Genomic DNA, 15682 nt, shown 5'->3' on the forward strand with positions numbered 1-15682 from the left:
GAATCGATTGATTGTACGATAACTGGGTTCATATTCCTGAGCGAGCCACTTCATACGAATACTGTCTTTTAATAGGGCTTCGATTTTGCGCCCTGAGAAGACAGATTGTGTGTAAGCACATAAGATAATTTTTAGCATCATGCGTGGATGGTAAGCAGGAAAGCCCTCNATTTCGAAGAAATGGTTCGAACGCTTCATGAGGGATACTTTCAACTAAATGATGGACGTGGAAGGCAATATCATTTTTTTGTAATTTCACTTCTAAATCTAAAGGCAAAACTAATNAGATTCATGATATAATTTTTAAACATAAGGACCCTTCTTTCTAAGATTTTGTGTGGTAACTTTATCTTATCAGAAGTGGTCCTTATTTTTTATGCAAAAAATAATCAAAGCCGGTGGGATTTTACTCGTCGTAAAATTCCACCGGCTTTTTCATTTCAGAGGTGGGTTTTGTCCCAGCCTCATTTTTATTGATAATTATCTGTGGATGCCTAGTGCGAGCTGAGCATAACGTGACATTCTATCCTTTGTCCAAGGCGGGCTCCAAACGATATCTACATCGACCTTACTAATTTCCGTAATATTATCTACAATGGCACTTTTCACTCCGCCTACAATTTGTCCAGCCATTGGACACCCCATTGATGTCATCGTCATGACAATATGAACATCATTTTCTTCATTAATATTTACTTCATATATCAAACCTAAATTCACAACATCTATGCCTAATTCGGGATCTATAACCAATTCTAGTTCTTCAATTATTTTCTCTTTAAGCGCGCTGCTCATTGACTGACCTCCTTGATTCGATTCATCATTGATATCTATTATCATTATAGAAAATAAAAAAAGACAAAGCAGTGAATCGCATCACACTTTATCTCTTCATTTACATTAGGTATTGGATTAGTTTAAACTCCTTAAAGGCTGTCTGGCAAATTGGGATAAATAATTTGTATTTAACCTGCTATGCTGAGAGATTAAATAAGCTGACTGGGTTGCGTTTTCTTTTCTTAACGTATTAAGTGCCTTAATCATCCCTTCAGCAGTTTCAATCCCAATCCCATGGCCAAAATATTGTCCATTCCCTAAATAAACGGTATTCTCCCCTGTCCAAACAGGATGACCATAATCTGGATTATAAAAATAAACGACATCACCGGGAATAAAGTCTCTGCCTACTTTTGTAATGATGCCTAAATCACGGTCATAGTTCCAGTCCCAAACAAGAAGCCTCTGGAACAACGTATTAAAATAGCTTGTCGAGATCGAATCAAGTACAGCTTTATAATAAATGATTACAATGGCTGTTGAACATTCAAATGCATATTCTTGACTATTTATAAAGATATCATTAATTGCTTCAGAGGGCAGAAAAGATGGATCTAATAAATATCCGTATTTTATCTTCTTCCAAATTTTCGGGTTAAATTTAGAGGTTTGAAATGGAGCAAATGCAACCTTGCTTTCATGAAGCTTTCTAGCTGTCAGTATAATATTTTCTCTTAATTGGAGGTCAAATAGCAATTCATGGAGCGAACCGTACGTATGCTGCAATGGACTATTCTCTAGAGCAAGGTATATCTCTCGCTTTATCCCTTGAAAACTGCCGACAGCTGGCTTTAATCCATAATCGCTAAGAACGATCATTTTTTCCCCAGCCCTTCTATAAGGTTTTATTTTACCTTATGGCAATTTTCCCATCTTGGTTCCAATATCCCTTACTCTAAATAATACTTTTCCACTGTTGGGAATAGAATTTACTTTACAAAAGATTAATATAAATGCTAACTTATAAAAATAAAAAAGTTTTTTAAAAGGTGAGAGCATGAATAAAGAAATCATAAAATTCATACGTGAAAGCTATAATATGACACAACGAGATTTTGCTAAAATTGTTAGTTGCAGTTTTTCGCTAATCGCCTTAGTAGAACTTGGGAAAAGACGAGTAACCTCTAACTTAGAAAGTAAAATTAAAGTGGCTTTCGATTTAGATGATCAACAGCTGCAATCAATTGCCTCTCTGGTATCAGAATTTAGCAAAGGCATTCCACCCTTTATGTAAACGTGTGATGAATCAAGGACCCAATAATCGGTTATGTTAAAGGTGGGCAATCATAATGTTGCTCAAATAATCGTGGTGGGAGTGATGTATCATGGCAAGAAACAAACTTTTAGTACCCGGTGCTGAAAATGTCTTGGAGCAAATGAAGCAAGAGATTGCGGGTGAGTTTGGTGTTCAGCTAGGTGCTGATACGACCGCACGAGCAAATGGCTCCGTCGGCGGGGAAATGACGAAACGTCTTGTCGCTATGGCCCAGGAGCAATTAAAAAATCAGCAAGGTCAATCTTGATGATTTTTTTGGAAGAGACCCTAAAAGGGTCTTTTCCTTTTATCTGCTATTGAACTTGATCCCTCTCTACTAACAGCTTCACTAAAATCTTTGTTCCATAGATAAGTGCCTCTTGATTAAAAGACATATTTGGATGATGCAAGCCTGGACTTAAATCACAGCCTAAACCAATCATTGTTGCAGCAATGTCAGGGTTATTTAATGTATAAAAATGAAAATCCTCTGCTCCAGGAGATTTGCAAATTGGCTGAAGATTGTCTTCACTCAGAACAAAACGTATCGCACTTTCAGCTAATTTAATAGCCGTTTCATTCTTTATTGCTGCTGGCGAATACTCTACGAGACTAAAATCAATGACAGTTTCCGTTAATTCAGCAACTTTCTTAATGGTATGCTCTGATTGTTTGATTAACTTTTCCATTGTTTCATTTGTTTCTGCCCTCAAATCAAATGTAAATCTTGCAGATTCTGGTATTAAATTTGAAGCTTCTCCCCCATGTAGCTCAGTTATTTTTATTGAATAAGGATATTCATCCTTTAAACGGATTTGCCTAATTGCCTGAACCAACAGCGCTGCGGCTTCCAACGGATTATTCCCTTCTTCAGGACGAGCTGCATGTGCCTGGACTCCTTTAATTACCCCTTTAATACTTACGGTTGAACCGTGGATAATAACAGGAGATGCTTTTTCATAAGGAACCTCAAACTTTGGACGTAAATGAATGCCTCCAAGAAATTTTACATTCTTTAACGCACCTGCCTCCATCATTTTCAGTGCACCTTCCGCTTTCTCTTCTGCTGGCTGAAAAATAAACCTGACCGTATGGATAAGCTGTTCACTTGTCTTTGCAAGTGCGAGTGCAGTAAACAACACCATTGTACTATGTGCATCATGACCACATGAATGATTAGCCTGAACCCTTCCATCCACTTCCTGCACCAACGCATCCATATCTGCACGAAGCGCTATCACATCTGCTTTTCTTCCTGGTATTTCTGCCACCAGTCCATAATGATCTGGAAATGTCTGAACACGAATACCCGAAGCTTCAAGCATATCTTTTATATAGTTGGAGGTTTTCTCTTCCTTCCAGCTTGGCTCTGCAAGTAAATGAAGCTCTTTATACGTTCGCAAAATATGTTCCCGCTCGCGATCAATAAATAATATCGGATCCAATTATGTATGCCCCCTGTCGTAATAGTCAAACAAATTAATAACATCATATCCAAAATTGAATCCTATTGAAAGAAAAATGTTATAGTTGGATAGAGTAAATCTTCAATCAGTGGAGTTTTTCTTCAACCCCTCCTGATTGAATATGCACTAATCCGAATTTACGGGCTGCTGATCCCCTCATAGAATTACTTGTCCCTCTACTTCTCAAAATGGGGTCTTACATCCCTTTATCTCCGTTAAGGGCGGAAGGAGGGTAAATATGATTGCTAAATGGCTTACTATCAATTTAATTACTGTCATAACAATAATTTTTTGGAGTCTATATCAAGGGTATGATTCAAACTATATCTTTATCGGAAAAATGATCGCACAAGCCGCATTTATTTTATTTTTAATTAATGTAAATATGTATTTTGTATTCTTTCTTATTCGCAAAAGCAAGGTGAGAAATGTAAAGGTAAGGCTTGCAAAAATATCCAAAAGAATGATGAAATATCATATCCCTATTGCTGTTACTGCTGCTTCACTAATTATCGCGCATGCAATGATCATGATTGCCGCACATTTTGATCATCCTTGGATAACAAAAACAACAAGCGGTATGATCACCATGTGCTTAATGCTAATTCTTATGTATAGCGGATTGCTGCGCAGATGGAAGGCGACCGGGAAAAGAAGAAGGTTTCATTATGTAATGGCATTTTTATATATAGGATTTGTTTTTATTCATATCTTCATTTAACCATCCCCCATCACCCTTTAACACTAAAACACTAAAAAACCAAAAGATTATGATAAAATAAGCTTGAGATCCAATTAAAGGAGATGTTCATAAGGTGAAAAATGAAATTATTGAACGATTTACTACCTATGTAAAAGTTGATACACAATCGAATGCAGACAGTGAAACCTGTCCTTCGACACCCGGACAACTAACCTTAGGAAAAATGCTCGTTGAAGAATTAAATTCAATTGGCATGCATGAAGTAACGATGGATGCAAATGGGTATGTAATGGCAACCCTTCCAGCAAATACAGAAAAGAAAGTTCCTACAATCGGATTTCTTGCACATTTAGATACAGCCACAGACTTTACAGGTACAAATGTGAAGCCGCAAATCGTAGAAAACTATGATGGAAACGATATCACCTTAAATAGTGATTTACATATCGTCCTTTCAACGAATGATTATCCTAATTTAAGCCAATATAAAAGCCATACTTTAATAACCACAGACGGCACTACTCTTCTTGGCGCTGACAACAAAGCTGGAATCGCAGAAATTATGACTGCAATGGTTTACTTAATCAATCATCCTGAAATTAAGCACGGAAAAATTAGAGTAGCATTTACACCAGATGAGGAAATTGGCAGAGGACCCCATAAATTTGATGTAGAAGCATTCCAAGCAAAATATGCGTACACAGCTGATGGAGGCCCACTTGGAGAACTCGAATATGAAAGCTTTAATGCAGCTGCTGCAAAAATCACGATAAAAGGGAATAACATTCATCCTGGGACAGCAAAAGGGAAAATGGTGAACTCCGCCAAAATCGCCATGGAGTTCAACAATAAATTACCAGCGAAAGAAGCACCTGAATATACAGAGGGATACGAAGGATTTTTTCATTTATCCTCTATTAATGGAGACGTTGAGCAAACCGTTTTAAACTATATTATTCGCGATTTTGATAAAGAAAACTTCAATAACAGAAAAGCAACAATCGAGAATATTGTCAACGAACTCCGTAATCAATATGGACAAGATTCTATTATCTTAGAGATGACCGATCAGTATTATAATATGAAGGAAAAAATTGAACCTGTAAAGGAAATCGTCGATATTGCTTATGAAGCAATGGAAAGATTAGACATAAAACCGATCATCAAGCCGATCCGCGGTGGCACAGATGGCTCCCAGCTTTCCTATATGGGTCTGCCGACACCAAACATTTTCACTGGCGGCGAAAACTATCACGGCAAATACGAATTTATTTCCGTTGATAATATGGTGAAGGCAACAAATGTGATTTTGAATATCATTCGGATTTTTGAGGAGAAGGGCGAGATTTAAGATACTTTAGCCTAGGTTCAATAGTTAGATTGAAACCTAGGCTTTTTTGGTTAGATTTATTATTGTTTGATCTGCTTTCATAACACTTATTCACGCGTATTCGGATTTGAAGCGAAAATATGGTTTGTTACAATCCAAAGGTTTTAGGAATAAATAAAACCGCATCACTCCAGTAAGTAATTACAAAAAGGATAACTATTGCCACAGCTAAAAATGGCATAGTGGCTCTCATTAATTTCTCAATTTTCACTTCTGCAATTGAAGACACGATAAATAGACCTGTTCCTACTGGTGGTGTTAATAATCCAATTGTTAGATTAATACAAACGATTAATCCAAAATGAATGGGATCTATTTCAAATGCGGTTACGAGTGGCATTAAAACTGGGATTAGAATAATAAGAGCTGCAATTCCATCCAGGAACATCCCAATAACAATTAAAGCGATATTCACTAATAACAGGAACACAAACGGATTTTCTGATATTCCAAGCATAACATCTACAAGAATTTGTGGAATTTGCTCAAATGCAATCATCCACCCGAAAATATTAGCCATTGTAATTAAAAATGTAACCGTAGCTGTATTTATCACTGTGCTAATTAATATCTTCGGAAATTTCCTCCAATTAAATTCCCTGTAAAAAAATGATCCCACAATAAAAGCAAAAAGACATGCTACTGCTGCAGATTCCGTTGCGGTAAAAATACCGCTAAGGATTCCAATGATAATAATAAATGGAACGAGCATTGCAGGGAGCACATTCCAAGTGTTTTTTCTGATTTCCTGAAAGGATGCCCTTTCACTTTTTGGAAAGTTCATCTTATAACCAAGAAAACTAATTAACGCAATGAATGCAAGTCCGTATAATATTCCGGGGATTATTCCTGCCATGAAAAGTCCGCCTATAGAGGTTCCGGATAGTGTCCCATATATGATAAATATCATACTGGGTGGAATAATCGGAGCAACAATGGATGAGGCAAGGGTTAAAGCAGATGAAAATTCCCGAGTATATCCCTCCTTCTCCATTTCAGGGACCATAACTTTACTCATCATTGCTGCTTGGGCGTTTGCAGAACCTAAAATAGAAGCAAGGAACATATTTGATACCACCGTTACATATGCAAGACCACCACGTATATGACCTAAGAGTACTCTTGAAAAACGTACTAATCTTGAGGTAATCCCTCCCTCATTCATAATTTCCCCAGTTAGCATAAATAAAGGAATCGCCAACAATCCAAAGTTTTCCAATCCTGAATATAATCTCATTGGTGTCGATTCTAAAAGAGAAGAATCTCCGACGAGAACAAAATATATCACAGTAATCATTCCGAGGACCATTGAAATAGGGATACCTATCAACAGCAATACTATGAATATTCCAATAATAATAAATGTCATTCCGCTCCCTCCCTTTTTATAGAAGCTGGAGAAAGTCGAGCGATCAAATGTATAGCAGCAAAGGAAAGGCCAATTGGAACAGCACTATACGGAATCCACATTGGCAATAGCAATGAACTTGATTTTTGAATATGCACAGAAGGGAGAAAAATCCATTTATATGTGAAAAATAAAATAACACCTAAAAAAAGAATCATACTAAGCAGCTGGATGATCATTAATATCTTTTTTTGATTACCTGTAACTTTGTCCATTAAAAAAGTAATTGAGGCCTGGGAGTTATACTTCAACCCCCAGCTCCCTCCTAGAAATGTAACCCAGATCAGCAGGAATATTGACACTTCCCCAGCCCATGTAATTGGTGAATTAAAGAAGTAACGAAAGGCGACAGAAAAAGTTACTATAATAACCATAGCTGCCATTAGTATGATCATTAATATTTCTTCAATTTTTGTAATGACATCACTAATTCTTGTCATTTTAAATCCCCTTTCATTATTTACGGTATGTCTTAATAAATTCTTTGATCAGCGGGGATTTCTCGCTGTATATTTGATCAAATTCATCGATTTGTTTCTTAAACTCCTTTGGTGAGATCTCATAAATTTCCATTCCATTTTCAGACAGCTCATTTTTAAATTCTTCTTCCTGGGCTGAGCGCGTTGTAACAGCAAACTCAATTGCAGCCTCTAAGGAGTCGGTAACTATTTTACGATCTTCTTCAGGCATCCCTTCAAATTTTGATTGATTCGCGATAACAACTGATGGCCATACCATATGGTTTGTAACTGCACCATATTTAGCTACCTCATAATACTTATTAGTTATCGTAGCATCAAGATCCATGTCCATGCCATCGATTACACCCGTTTGGATTGCCGCATAAACCTCAGGCAGCGGTAGACCTTCAGGTGCAGCCCCTGTTGAACGATAAAAGTCTTGCATTGGTGGGCTTGGAGTAACCCTCAGCTTCAATCCATTCATATCAGCTGGCGTCTTTACTTGTTTATCTTTAAATATCATGACACGTTGTCCCGCAAATAAATAATCAAGTCCCTTTAGTCCCTGTTCTTCCAAGGAAGAAAGGATTTTCTTTGATATATCAGACTTTCTTGCTTCATTTGCCTCTTCAAGTGTTGTAAAACCATAAGGCATAAACCATGCGGCAAATTCTGGTGCTCTAGCACTTAAATATGCAGCGGTAATTAAGCCGAAATCGATTGAACCACTTTCGATTTGCTGTACCATATCGGCTTCAGTTCCTAGTTGGCTTGCAGGATAGATCTCTAATTCCAGCCTTCCGTCTGACCGACTCTTTAGTTCTTCTCCAAATTTCTCGGCTGCTTTATGCCACATATGATCAGTAGGGGTAATATGGGCTAATTTAAATGTCTGCTTTTCTCCGCTCTTATTTCCGGAAGATGAACCTGTAGTTTTTTCCTTACTGTTTCCGCATCCAGCTGCAAAGAGAATTAAAGTTAATATTGCACATAAAGAAATAATTCTCACCCATTTTGACATTCTTTCTCCTCCTAATTTAAACTAGTTTATCAAGTCCTAAAAATGCAGCAGCTAACTTTCTATCCCCTTTAGAAAGTAATTTTCGAATACGGGTAGAAGAGATGACTTTTCCTTCTTTACAACATACCGGGTAAATCGTTTCTACTAAGAAATGACTTTGCAGCAGAGGTATATCTCCTAATCTATTTCTTCCAAACCTAAAGTCTTCTCCAACTATTATCAGTTTTGGATTTAGTTGTTTGATATCTTTAATAAAGGCATTCGCACTCTTTTGTAGATAAATCATATTAAATTGTTCGACGATGCAATGATTGATCCCAAATGAGTGGATTCTAGCTAATTTATCTTCTAATTGTGTGAGGATTAATGCATTCTGAAAATAATGTCTTGGCGGGGGATCAAATGTACAGACAACTGTTTCAACGCCTAACTTGTTTCCCTGGTATTTAAGTTTCTCTAATACATTTTGATGACCTATGTGTACACCATCAAAAGCACCAATAGCTAAAACACATTCTGCTAATATAGGGAACTCCCCATAAGAAATTTTCATGTGAGCTCCTCCTAGAGCAATTCTTACGCTATACCCCAGTAACCCAACTCGGACGGTATTTCAATTATTCTTCAGTTACAAAAGCACTTTTAGCATATGACTTTGTGAACTCATCAATTTTTACTCTTGTCAGCGGGAGACCCAGTGCCATACTACTTGCAATTGGAGCAACAATTTCAGCATATCCAACTGGTGAAATCTAGTTAATAGAATGAACAATCAGCTTTTGTACCGACAAATGGTCCAATCGCTGCAGGATACAAATCGATAACTTGTTTGCTTATATTCTTTTATGCTTATCATGCATAATATGGACCACTGCTGTTGCCGTATCAAATTAAATACTGCAAGTTTAGGACTCTCTAAATATCCATCCATTCCATTATCAATAACATGATGACTCTATGACTGCACTTATTAATCCATCTGAATGTGGGTCAATTACATCATTACGGACATTTCCAATATTTTTGATCAATAATATTCACTAAATCCGTCCCATTACTTCGAGAACCGCTTGTGCCTACTTTTACTTTTCTTGATATTTGAAGGTTTCTTCCTCCTACTCAAAATGAATAGACACTCCACCAAGTATCTCTCCAAAGTCTGCGTAAAAAGTATCGCCTGATTTTGCGTCAATCGCTGCTGACAGTGCTCCAGATAAAATAATTTCACCCTTATTCAAAGTAATTTTAAATTCATGTAATTTATTTACCAGCCAAGCTACACTGTTTGCTGGATTACCCAAAACATCCTCTCCTTTTCCCTCATTGATGAACTCCCCATTTTGAAATAACTTCATTTTGATGGAAGAAAGATTAATATCCGATGGAGAAACATGCCTGTCACTTAATATATATAAGCCTGATGAAGCATTATCAGCAATTGTATCTGGCAATGTAATCTTCCAATCTAATACACGGCTATCAACCACTTCTATACTTGCTACTAAATAGTCTGTTGCTTCTAATACATCTTCTGCTGTCACATTAGGACCTTTTAAATCTTCTTTTAAAACAAATGCAATTTCTGCTTCAACCTTTGGCTGAATAACTGACTTTTTTGAAACCACAGCATTCTTCCCTAGTTCCATCCCATTAAGCAAATGTCCGTAATCTGGTTCATCTATACCAAGCAGCCGCTGCATTGCAATAGATGTTAAACCGATTTTTTTCCCAGTAATCTTCTGTCCGAGTTCTTGTTTGCGATTAATGGTTTCTAATTGGATTTGGTACGCTTCTCTTTCATTTATTCCAGGTAATACCTTAGAAGGAGGATCAATCCTCTTACCTGTTTTTTCTGCTTCAATAAATTTTGTAGACCATTCAATTAAATTAACTACCATCTCTTTTCTCCCTTTAATCACTGTTTGATAGTGAATGTTAGTAATTACACTATAATTTGCGAAACTAGGCTCTCCTCCTTCACGATCAATTCCTCTATGCTTTATTCCTCCGAATGAGTCCGCAACTTTCTTTAGTTTCTTATTAAAAAAGACAACCTACAGATCATTCTTTTTTAACAAACTTAGTAAGGTAAAGAAATATAGCCCAACTGTTTTGAAATAGCCTGTGCGGACCTAACAACAGACTGAATAATCAGTTTATTCTCTTTGCCTTTCATGTAATTTGGTTCTCCAACAAAATTTAATGAAGCAATCACTTGCCCATTATAAGATTTAATAGGTGCTGCTACTCCATAAAGACCAAAATCATTTTCGTCATCACTTATTGCATAGCCCTGCTGTTTTATTTTCTTTAATTCTGCATATAATTTAGTTACACTTGTAATCGTATTAGTTGATTGTTTTAAAAGTCCTTTCGCTAGTGTTGGCTGAATAAATGAGGGATTAAAGGCAAGTAAGACTTTTCCGCTGCTTGTACTGTATGCAGGCCGTCTAGTAGTACCAATGAAAGTTGGTACTACGTCAGCATCTGGGGATGTAGTTTTGAAAACAAATCTAACCTCTCCCTCATGAAACATACCAATGTGGGAGGTCCCTTTAAATTGACGTACAAGATTAACTATAATAGGACCAGCTTCTGAATGAATATCCTGTTGGTACATTACCTTATTGCTCCATTCTAGAAGTTTCCATCCAAGTCTGTATTTCCGATCATTCCCTTGGATCAAAATTCCCTCTTTACACATCGATTTCACAAAATGATGAGCAGAACTTGGATGAATTCCTAGCTTTTCAGCAATCTCAATATTACCTAACGAAGGTTCACTATCAGTAAATAAATTAAGAATTTTAGTGATTCTTTCAACGGAAGAAATCATCTTGCTCCCCCTTTTACTTGTACAGATTACAGTTCTATAGCTTCTGCTTCATCTATTATAGGTTTGGCCAATACTTCTTCCACCATCGAAAACTTCTTCCCTTTTTTATATTTATTGTAAAAGATGGCCCTCTTTCTTACAGGGTCTCCTGTATAGTACCGTTCGTATTGAAGCAGCCTCATTCCAAATGCTTCTCCACATAGATCCCAAGCTAATTTAAAGAGCTTTATTCTCTCTTCAGAGGACACCCCATGTCTTCCTGCATAATGATTATCCATATCAGCATTTAACTCAGGATGTTTAAAATCATTTTCAGTAGGCATCATTAATAACCCGCCTGCACCTATTGTCTGCATCACTTCAATTGCACGAGGATACATTTCTGGAAGCATGCCTCGTATAGTTTCAAGTGCATCTGCATCCGGCATGGCTTCACCCTTATCATTAATTGTGTATTCATATTCAGCCACACGGAGCAGCGCTCTTATTACTTCAACTGATTGGACGATCTCCCCTAAGTCCCTTTGTACATTTAAATACACATCGACTCCAATAGAATCAGCTAGTTTACAGGCAACTTCAACTATAAATGCTAGTTTTATATATCCCCTAACACCTGATTGATGGGCAGGCTGCTGTGCAATACCTGTCATCGGATAAAGAAGATTCGCGGCTTCCACATTGTTGTATAAGAATATCCGGTCCCATGGTACAAGCACATCATCAAATATTAGCAGAGCATCTGCTTCTTCATAGCGTGAAGCAAGCGGATGATCAAATTGTGATCGAGTTCCATCTTGCATTGGCTCTCGGCAGATTATTCTAAGTCCTGGTGTATCGATTGGAATCGCAAATGCTAAAGCATACTTTTCATCACCTGGTGCGAAGCCTGGGAATGAATAAATAATGACTTCATCTGTAATTGGAGCCAATGTTGCCAGCATTTTCGCTCCTTTTACAACGATCCCATCTGGAGTTTCATTAACTGTACCTAAATGTGTATATATTTCTTTTTGTTCATGGGAGGTTTTACTCCGATCATTTTGCGGATTAACGATCGCATGTGTTAGAAATATGTCATTATCTCGCAGGTATTTATAATAATTAATGATGTTTTTTGCCCAGTTTTTATTATACTTTTCAAGAAACCATGCATTTTGAGCGAGTGAAGTTACTACTACATTTAAAAAGTCAGGAGTTCTCCCCATCAATCCATATGTCATTCGAGCATAAACTTCAAATAACTTGCTTCTCTTCTGTAAATCTTCTTTTGATTTAGGAAATAGAAAAGCATTACTTACTCGCATCCCTGTTTCCTCGCATATATGAGTGATATCATCCTGATACTTCGGATCATGCTGTGCATCATATAGTTTAGCTATTTCATTTATTGGCTGTTTAAAATAAGGTTCATCATAAATATTCTCTACTATTCTTCCGCCAAGCCATACTTCTGGCTTCCTAGATTTGACTCTATTAATATAGTCCTGTCCCGTTTTAATTCCCATAATAAAACCTCCTTAATTAACAAGTACCTTAGTAGAACCCATTTTTCCTTGATAAAATAATAGGGCTTCGCCTTCTTTACTATGAAAGTCTAATATTTCTCCGATAAATAGTACATGATCACCAGCATCATATTCCTTCCATGGTTTACACTCGATCCATGCCGCACTGTCATTTATCTTTGGTGCAACCCCTGAAATCACCCAATCAATTATTAAAGAATCCTGTTGCTTCCCAGCAAATTGCCAGGCAATCTTTTCTTGCTCTGCTGATAAAATGTTTATCGTAAAATTGCATCCTTTCATTGCATTGTAAGCGTTTGCTTTTTTGTCGATAGAAACAAGTGCCAGCGGTGGATCTAAGGATACGGAAGTAAAAGAATTAACAGTAATCCCCCTTTTTTCAATTCCTTCAAACCAAGTAACTACCGTTACACCTGTAGGGAATTTTCCAAAACAATTTCTTAAATCACGAGTGTCCATCTATTTCTCGCCTCCAAAGTAACATTTATACCGTTATTATAAAGGAAACTATTATTTAAAAGATTCAGAAATTTCAGTATTTGAAATTTAATCTATTTTTATTTTTACCTTCATTTAACTTTAACAGTGCCTTAAATGACAAAAAAAATTCCTTAAAGATACCCAAATTTAAAGAATGAGCATAAAAAACGAACTAGCAGATTACCTGCATGCTGGTGCTAAATGGGATTATTATCAGTGTCTGGACATCAATATAAATAAATTATTGATGAGGCATAAAATAATCACAAAAAGAACCGTTGTCTAGCATGATCAGATGCTAAACAACGGTTCTTTTTGTGTTATATTAGTAAGCTAAACTAAATAGCCCTTTAATATGTGATAAGTAACGAACATTACTTGCTTCTTTCATTAATGAAGCAGGCATGCCTTTTAGGGAAGTATTGTTTGCACCAATTGTTGCAACCGCATCTTTGCGTCCAAGGCTAGCAAGTGTACCAGAATTAACTGGTGCAAATGCTTCAAATGTTTTGTCTTGAAGGTATGCATAAAGATTGTACCCAACAAGCTCACCCATTTGCCATGCATTTTGAGCAGTTGGTGCGTACGGACGTCCACCTTCTGCAGGGAATGCAACAGCACTGTCACCAACAACAAATACATCTTTGTGAGAGCTTGATTGCAGGAATTCATTTACTGTTGCACGGCCACGATCACAAGCAAGACCAGATTCTTCAACGATTGGAAGAGCTTGGATTCCGCCTGTCCATACAAAAGTATTGGCAATAATTTTTGTACCATCTTTTAGGTCAATTTCATTTCCGCTAACATTTGTAACAGGAAGACCCGTTAAGAATTCTACTCCACGTGCTTCAAGGCTTGCAGTTGCACGTTCGATAAGGTGATCCGGCAATACTGGAAGAATTTTTGGACCTGCTTCAACAAGCTTGATCTTTAATTCTTTAGGATCTACCCCATAGTTCTTGGCAATTTTCGGCATATTATCAACAATCTCACCAACTAATTCAACACCAGTTAAACCGCCGCCGCCGATTACGATTGTTGCATCTGCTTCATTTTTCGTATTCGCATATTCACGAATTTTGCCTTCGATATGATTGAAGATATTATTTGCATCGTCAACTGATTTCAGAACCATGCTATTTTCTTCAAGTCCTGGGATACCGAAGTAACCTGTTTTACTTCCTAAAGATACTACAAGTGCATCATACGTTAATGTAGAACCGTCAGAAAGCTTCACTTCTTTATTATCTACAGAGAATGATTCAACCTTTGCAATCTTAAGATCAATATCTTTACCTTTGAAAAGCTTTTCTAATGGCATAGAAACAGCTTGCTCAGAGATTGTTCCACCTGCAAGACGGTGTAATTCCGTAATGATTTGGTGTGTTGGATATTGATTTACTACTGTAACATAAGCTTCATTACTATCTAAATATTTACGAACAGTTAGAGCTGAAAGAAGTCCGCCGTAACCTGCACCTAGAATAACAATATGTTTCGTCATTATTTTCCCCGTCCTTACTTTGTTGTATAGAAAGAATTATTTTTGGCTGCTGCGTTCTGAAGAAATTTCAAGATAAGCTGTTATAAAACGGAAAAGTTTTTGCGCTTGAGGGTCTTTAAGCATTTTTAAAAGACCAAAAAGACCGATTACTTCATGGCTTTCTTCTGCACGATCCTTTGCTTCAATCGCAGTTGCAGCAATACTTTTCACAGAATCTTTAACAGGATCTACTATTTCTTTAATCGCTCCAACAGTATCATTCTTTAATACGTCATCAGTTGCAACTGATTGAGCAAAGTCATAAGACTTATTTAATACATTAAGAAGTTCAGTTAGTTTTGGCAATTGATCTACTAATGCTGTTAAAGACTCTTGAACTTCTGGTTTTAACAGCTGATCAATGATATCTTGTCTTTCAAGATTGGATGACATTTCTTGTTCTGGCTTTGTTTGAGTAAGCGTAGCTGTCATTTTCTATTCCCCTTTGCATCTAAAAATATTTTGAAAATAATAAACTGAAAGGAAATTGTGACTTGTGTGATATTTCACAAAAAAGTTCAAAAAAAATTCACTTGCTTGCTTCCTATCAGTTACCCCTTAACTACTATACTCCTATCTTTTAAGAATTTCAAATACATATTTAAAAATATTAACATTACTATTAACTTAAAATTCTAGATTAATAAAGATCTGCATTATCATCGGTTTTATAAGCAATTAAAATACATCCATCACTCATTCCAATAAAAAAATGCTGGTCCATAATTTTGGACCAGCATTTTTTTTATA

Annotated in this window: 18 protein-coding genes; 4 read left to right on the forward strand and 14 right to left on the reverse strand. The window is 36.6% G+C overall.

Going from position 1 to position 15682, the window contains the following annotated elements:
* The 3 genes from ASU02_RS27080 to ASU02_RS19550 all read right to left on the reverse strand — a co-directional run.
* Positions 1–168: transposase (locus ASU02_RS27080; RefSeq protein ID WP_232426303.1), on the reverse strand; the 168-nt coding region annotated here is incomplete at both ends.
* A gap of 312 nt (positions 169–480) precedes the next feature.
* Positions 481–795 (reverse strand): metal-sulfur cluster assembly factor, encoded by a 315-nt coding sequence (locus tag ASU02_RS19545; protein ID WP_057766753.1) that lies wholly within the window; start codon positions 793–795, stop codon positions 481–483.
* A gap of 117 nt (positions 796–912) precedes the next feature.
* Positions 913–1656: a hypothetical protein gene (locus ASU02_RS19550; protein ID WP_057766755.1), complete on the reverse strand. Its 744-nt coding sequence runs from the start codon at positions 1654–1656 to the stop codon at positions 913–915.
* Positions 1657–1834: 178 nt separating this feature from the next.
* On the opposite strand from ASU02_RS19550, the gene ASU02_RS19555 reads away from it, so the two are divergent.
* Positions 1835–2071: a helix-turn-helix domain-containing protein gene (locus ASU02_RS19555; protein WP_057766757.1), complete on the forward strand. Its 237-nt coding sequence runs from the start codon at positions 1835–1837 to the stop codon at positions 2069–2071.
* 91 nt (positions 2072–2162) lie between these two features.
* Positions 2163–2360, forward strand: a complete 198-nt coding sequence (locus ASU02_RS19560) for an alpha/beta-type small acid-soluble spore protein (RefSeq protein ID WP_057766760.1) — start codon at positions 2163–2165, stop codon at positions 2358–2360.
* 46 nt (positions 2361–2406) lie between these two features.
* Here ASU02_RS19560 and ASU02_RS19565 read toward each other — a convergent pair whose 3' ends face one another.
* The gene (locus ASU02_RS19565) at positions 2407–3537 is read right to left on the reverse strand and encodes an amidohydrolase (RefSeq protein ID WP_057766762.1); all 1131 of its coding nucleotides are present in this window, start codon (positions 3535–3537) and stop codon (positions 2407–2409) included.
* A gap of 259 nt (positions 3538–3796) precedes the next feature.
* Between ASU02_RS19565 and ASU02_RS19570 the strand changes: the two genes are divergently transcribed.
* Together ASU02_RS19570 and pepT are read left to right on the forward strand one after the other, a co-directional pair.
* Positions 3797–4279 (forward strand): hypothetical protein, encoded by a 483-nt coding sequence (locus tag ASU02_RS19570; protein ID WP_057766764.1) that lies wholly within the window; start codon positions 3797–3799, stop codon positions 4277–4279.
* Between the two features lie 94 nt (positions 4280–4373).
* Complete coding sequence (gene pepT / locus ASU02_RS19575) at positions 4374–5612, forward strand: peptidase T (protein ID WP_057766766.1); 1239 nt, start codon at positions 4374–4376, stop codon at positions 5610–5612.
* A gap of 127 nt (positions 5613–5739) precedes the next feature.
* On the opposite strand, the gene ASU02_RS19580 is transcribed toward pepT, so the two are convergent.
* From ASU02_RS19580 to ASU02_RS19625, 10 genes are all read right to left on the reverse strand, one after another.
* Positions 5740–7020, reverse strand: a complete 1281-nt coding sequence (locus tag ASU02_RS19580; protein ID WP_057766768.1) for a TRAP transporter large permease — start codon at positions 7018–7020, stop codon at positions 5740–5742.
* Positions 7017–7499 carry a TRAP transporter small permease gene (locus tag ASU02_RS19585; RefSeq protein WP_057766770.1) on the reverse strand — a complete coding sequence of 161 codons (483 nt, stop codon included), beginning with the start codon at positions 7497–7499 and terminating at the stop codon, positions 7017–7019. Before ASU02_RS19585 ends, ASU02_RS19580 begins: the two co-directional genes overlap by 4 nt.
* A gap of 16 nt (positions 7500–7515) precedes the next feature.
* Positions 7516–8541, reverse strand: a complete 1026-nt coding sequence (locus ASU02_RS19590) for a TRAP transporter substrate-binding protein (RefSeq protein ID WP_057766772.1) — start codon at positions 8539–8541, stop codon at positions 7516–7518.
* A gap of 16 nt (positions 8542–8557) precedes the next feature.
* Entirely contained in the window at positions 8558–9094 is a 537-nt protein-coding gene (locus ASU02_RS19595) for an adenylyltransferase/cytidyltransferase family protein (protein WP_057766774.1), read from the reverse strand.
* 562 nt (positions 9095–9656) lie between these two features.
* A complete protein-coding gene (locus ASU02_RS19600) occupies positions 9657–10439 on the reverse strand; it encodes a 2-keto-4-pentenoate hydratase (RefSeq protein WP_057766777.1) in 783 nt (260 codons plus the stop codon).
* 182 nt (positions 10440–10621) lie between these two features.
* Positions 10622–11377: an IclR family transcriptional regulator gene (locus ASU02_RS19605; RefSeq protein WP_057766778.1), complete on the reverse strand. Its 756-nt coding sequence runs from the start codon at positions 11375–11377 to the stop codon at positions 10622–10624.
* Positions 11378–11403: 26 nt separating this feature from the next.
* Positions 11404–12885, reverse strand: coding sequence for a 4-hydroxyphenylacetate 3-hydroxylase family protein (locus tag ASU02_RS19610; RefSeq protein WP_057766780.1), 1482 nt, complete (start codon positions 12883–12885; stop codon positions 11404–11406).
* 12 nt (positions 12886–12897) lie between these two features.
* Positions 12898–13365 (reverse strand): flavin reductase family protein, encoded by a 468-nt coding sequence (locus ASU02_RS19615; protein WP_057766782.1) that lies wholly within the window; start codon positions 13363–13365, stop codon positions 12898–12900.
* Between the two features lie 346 nt (positions 13366–13711).
* A complete protein-coding gene (locus tag ASU02_RS19620; protein ID WP_057766784.1) occupies positions 13712–14893 on the reverse strand; it encodes an NAD(P)/FAD-dependent oxidoreductase in 1182 nt (393 codons plus the stop codon).
* A gap of 36 nt (positions 14894–14929) precedes the next feature.
* On the reverse strand, positions 14930–15364 hold the full coding sequence (locus tag ASU02_RS19625; protein WP_057766786.1) for a DUF1641 domain-containing protein: 435 nt from the start codon (positions 15362–15364) through the stop codon (positions 14930–14932).
* Positions 15365–15682: the final 318 nt, after the last annotated feature.

Origin of the sequence: Cytobacillus praedii, from assembly GCF_001439605.1 — a bacterium.
GTDB lineage: Bacteria > Bacillota > Bacilli > Bacillales > Cytobacillaceae > Cytobacillus > Cytobacillus praedii.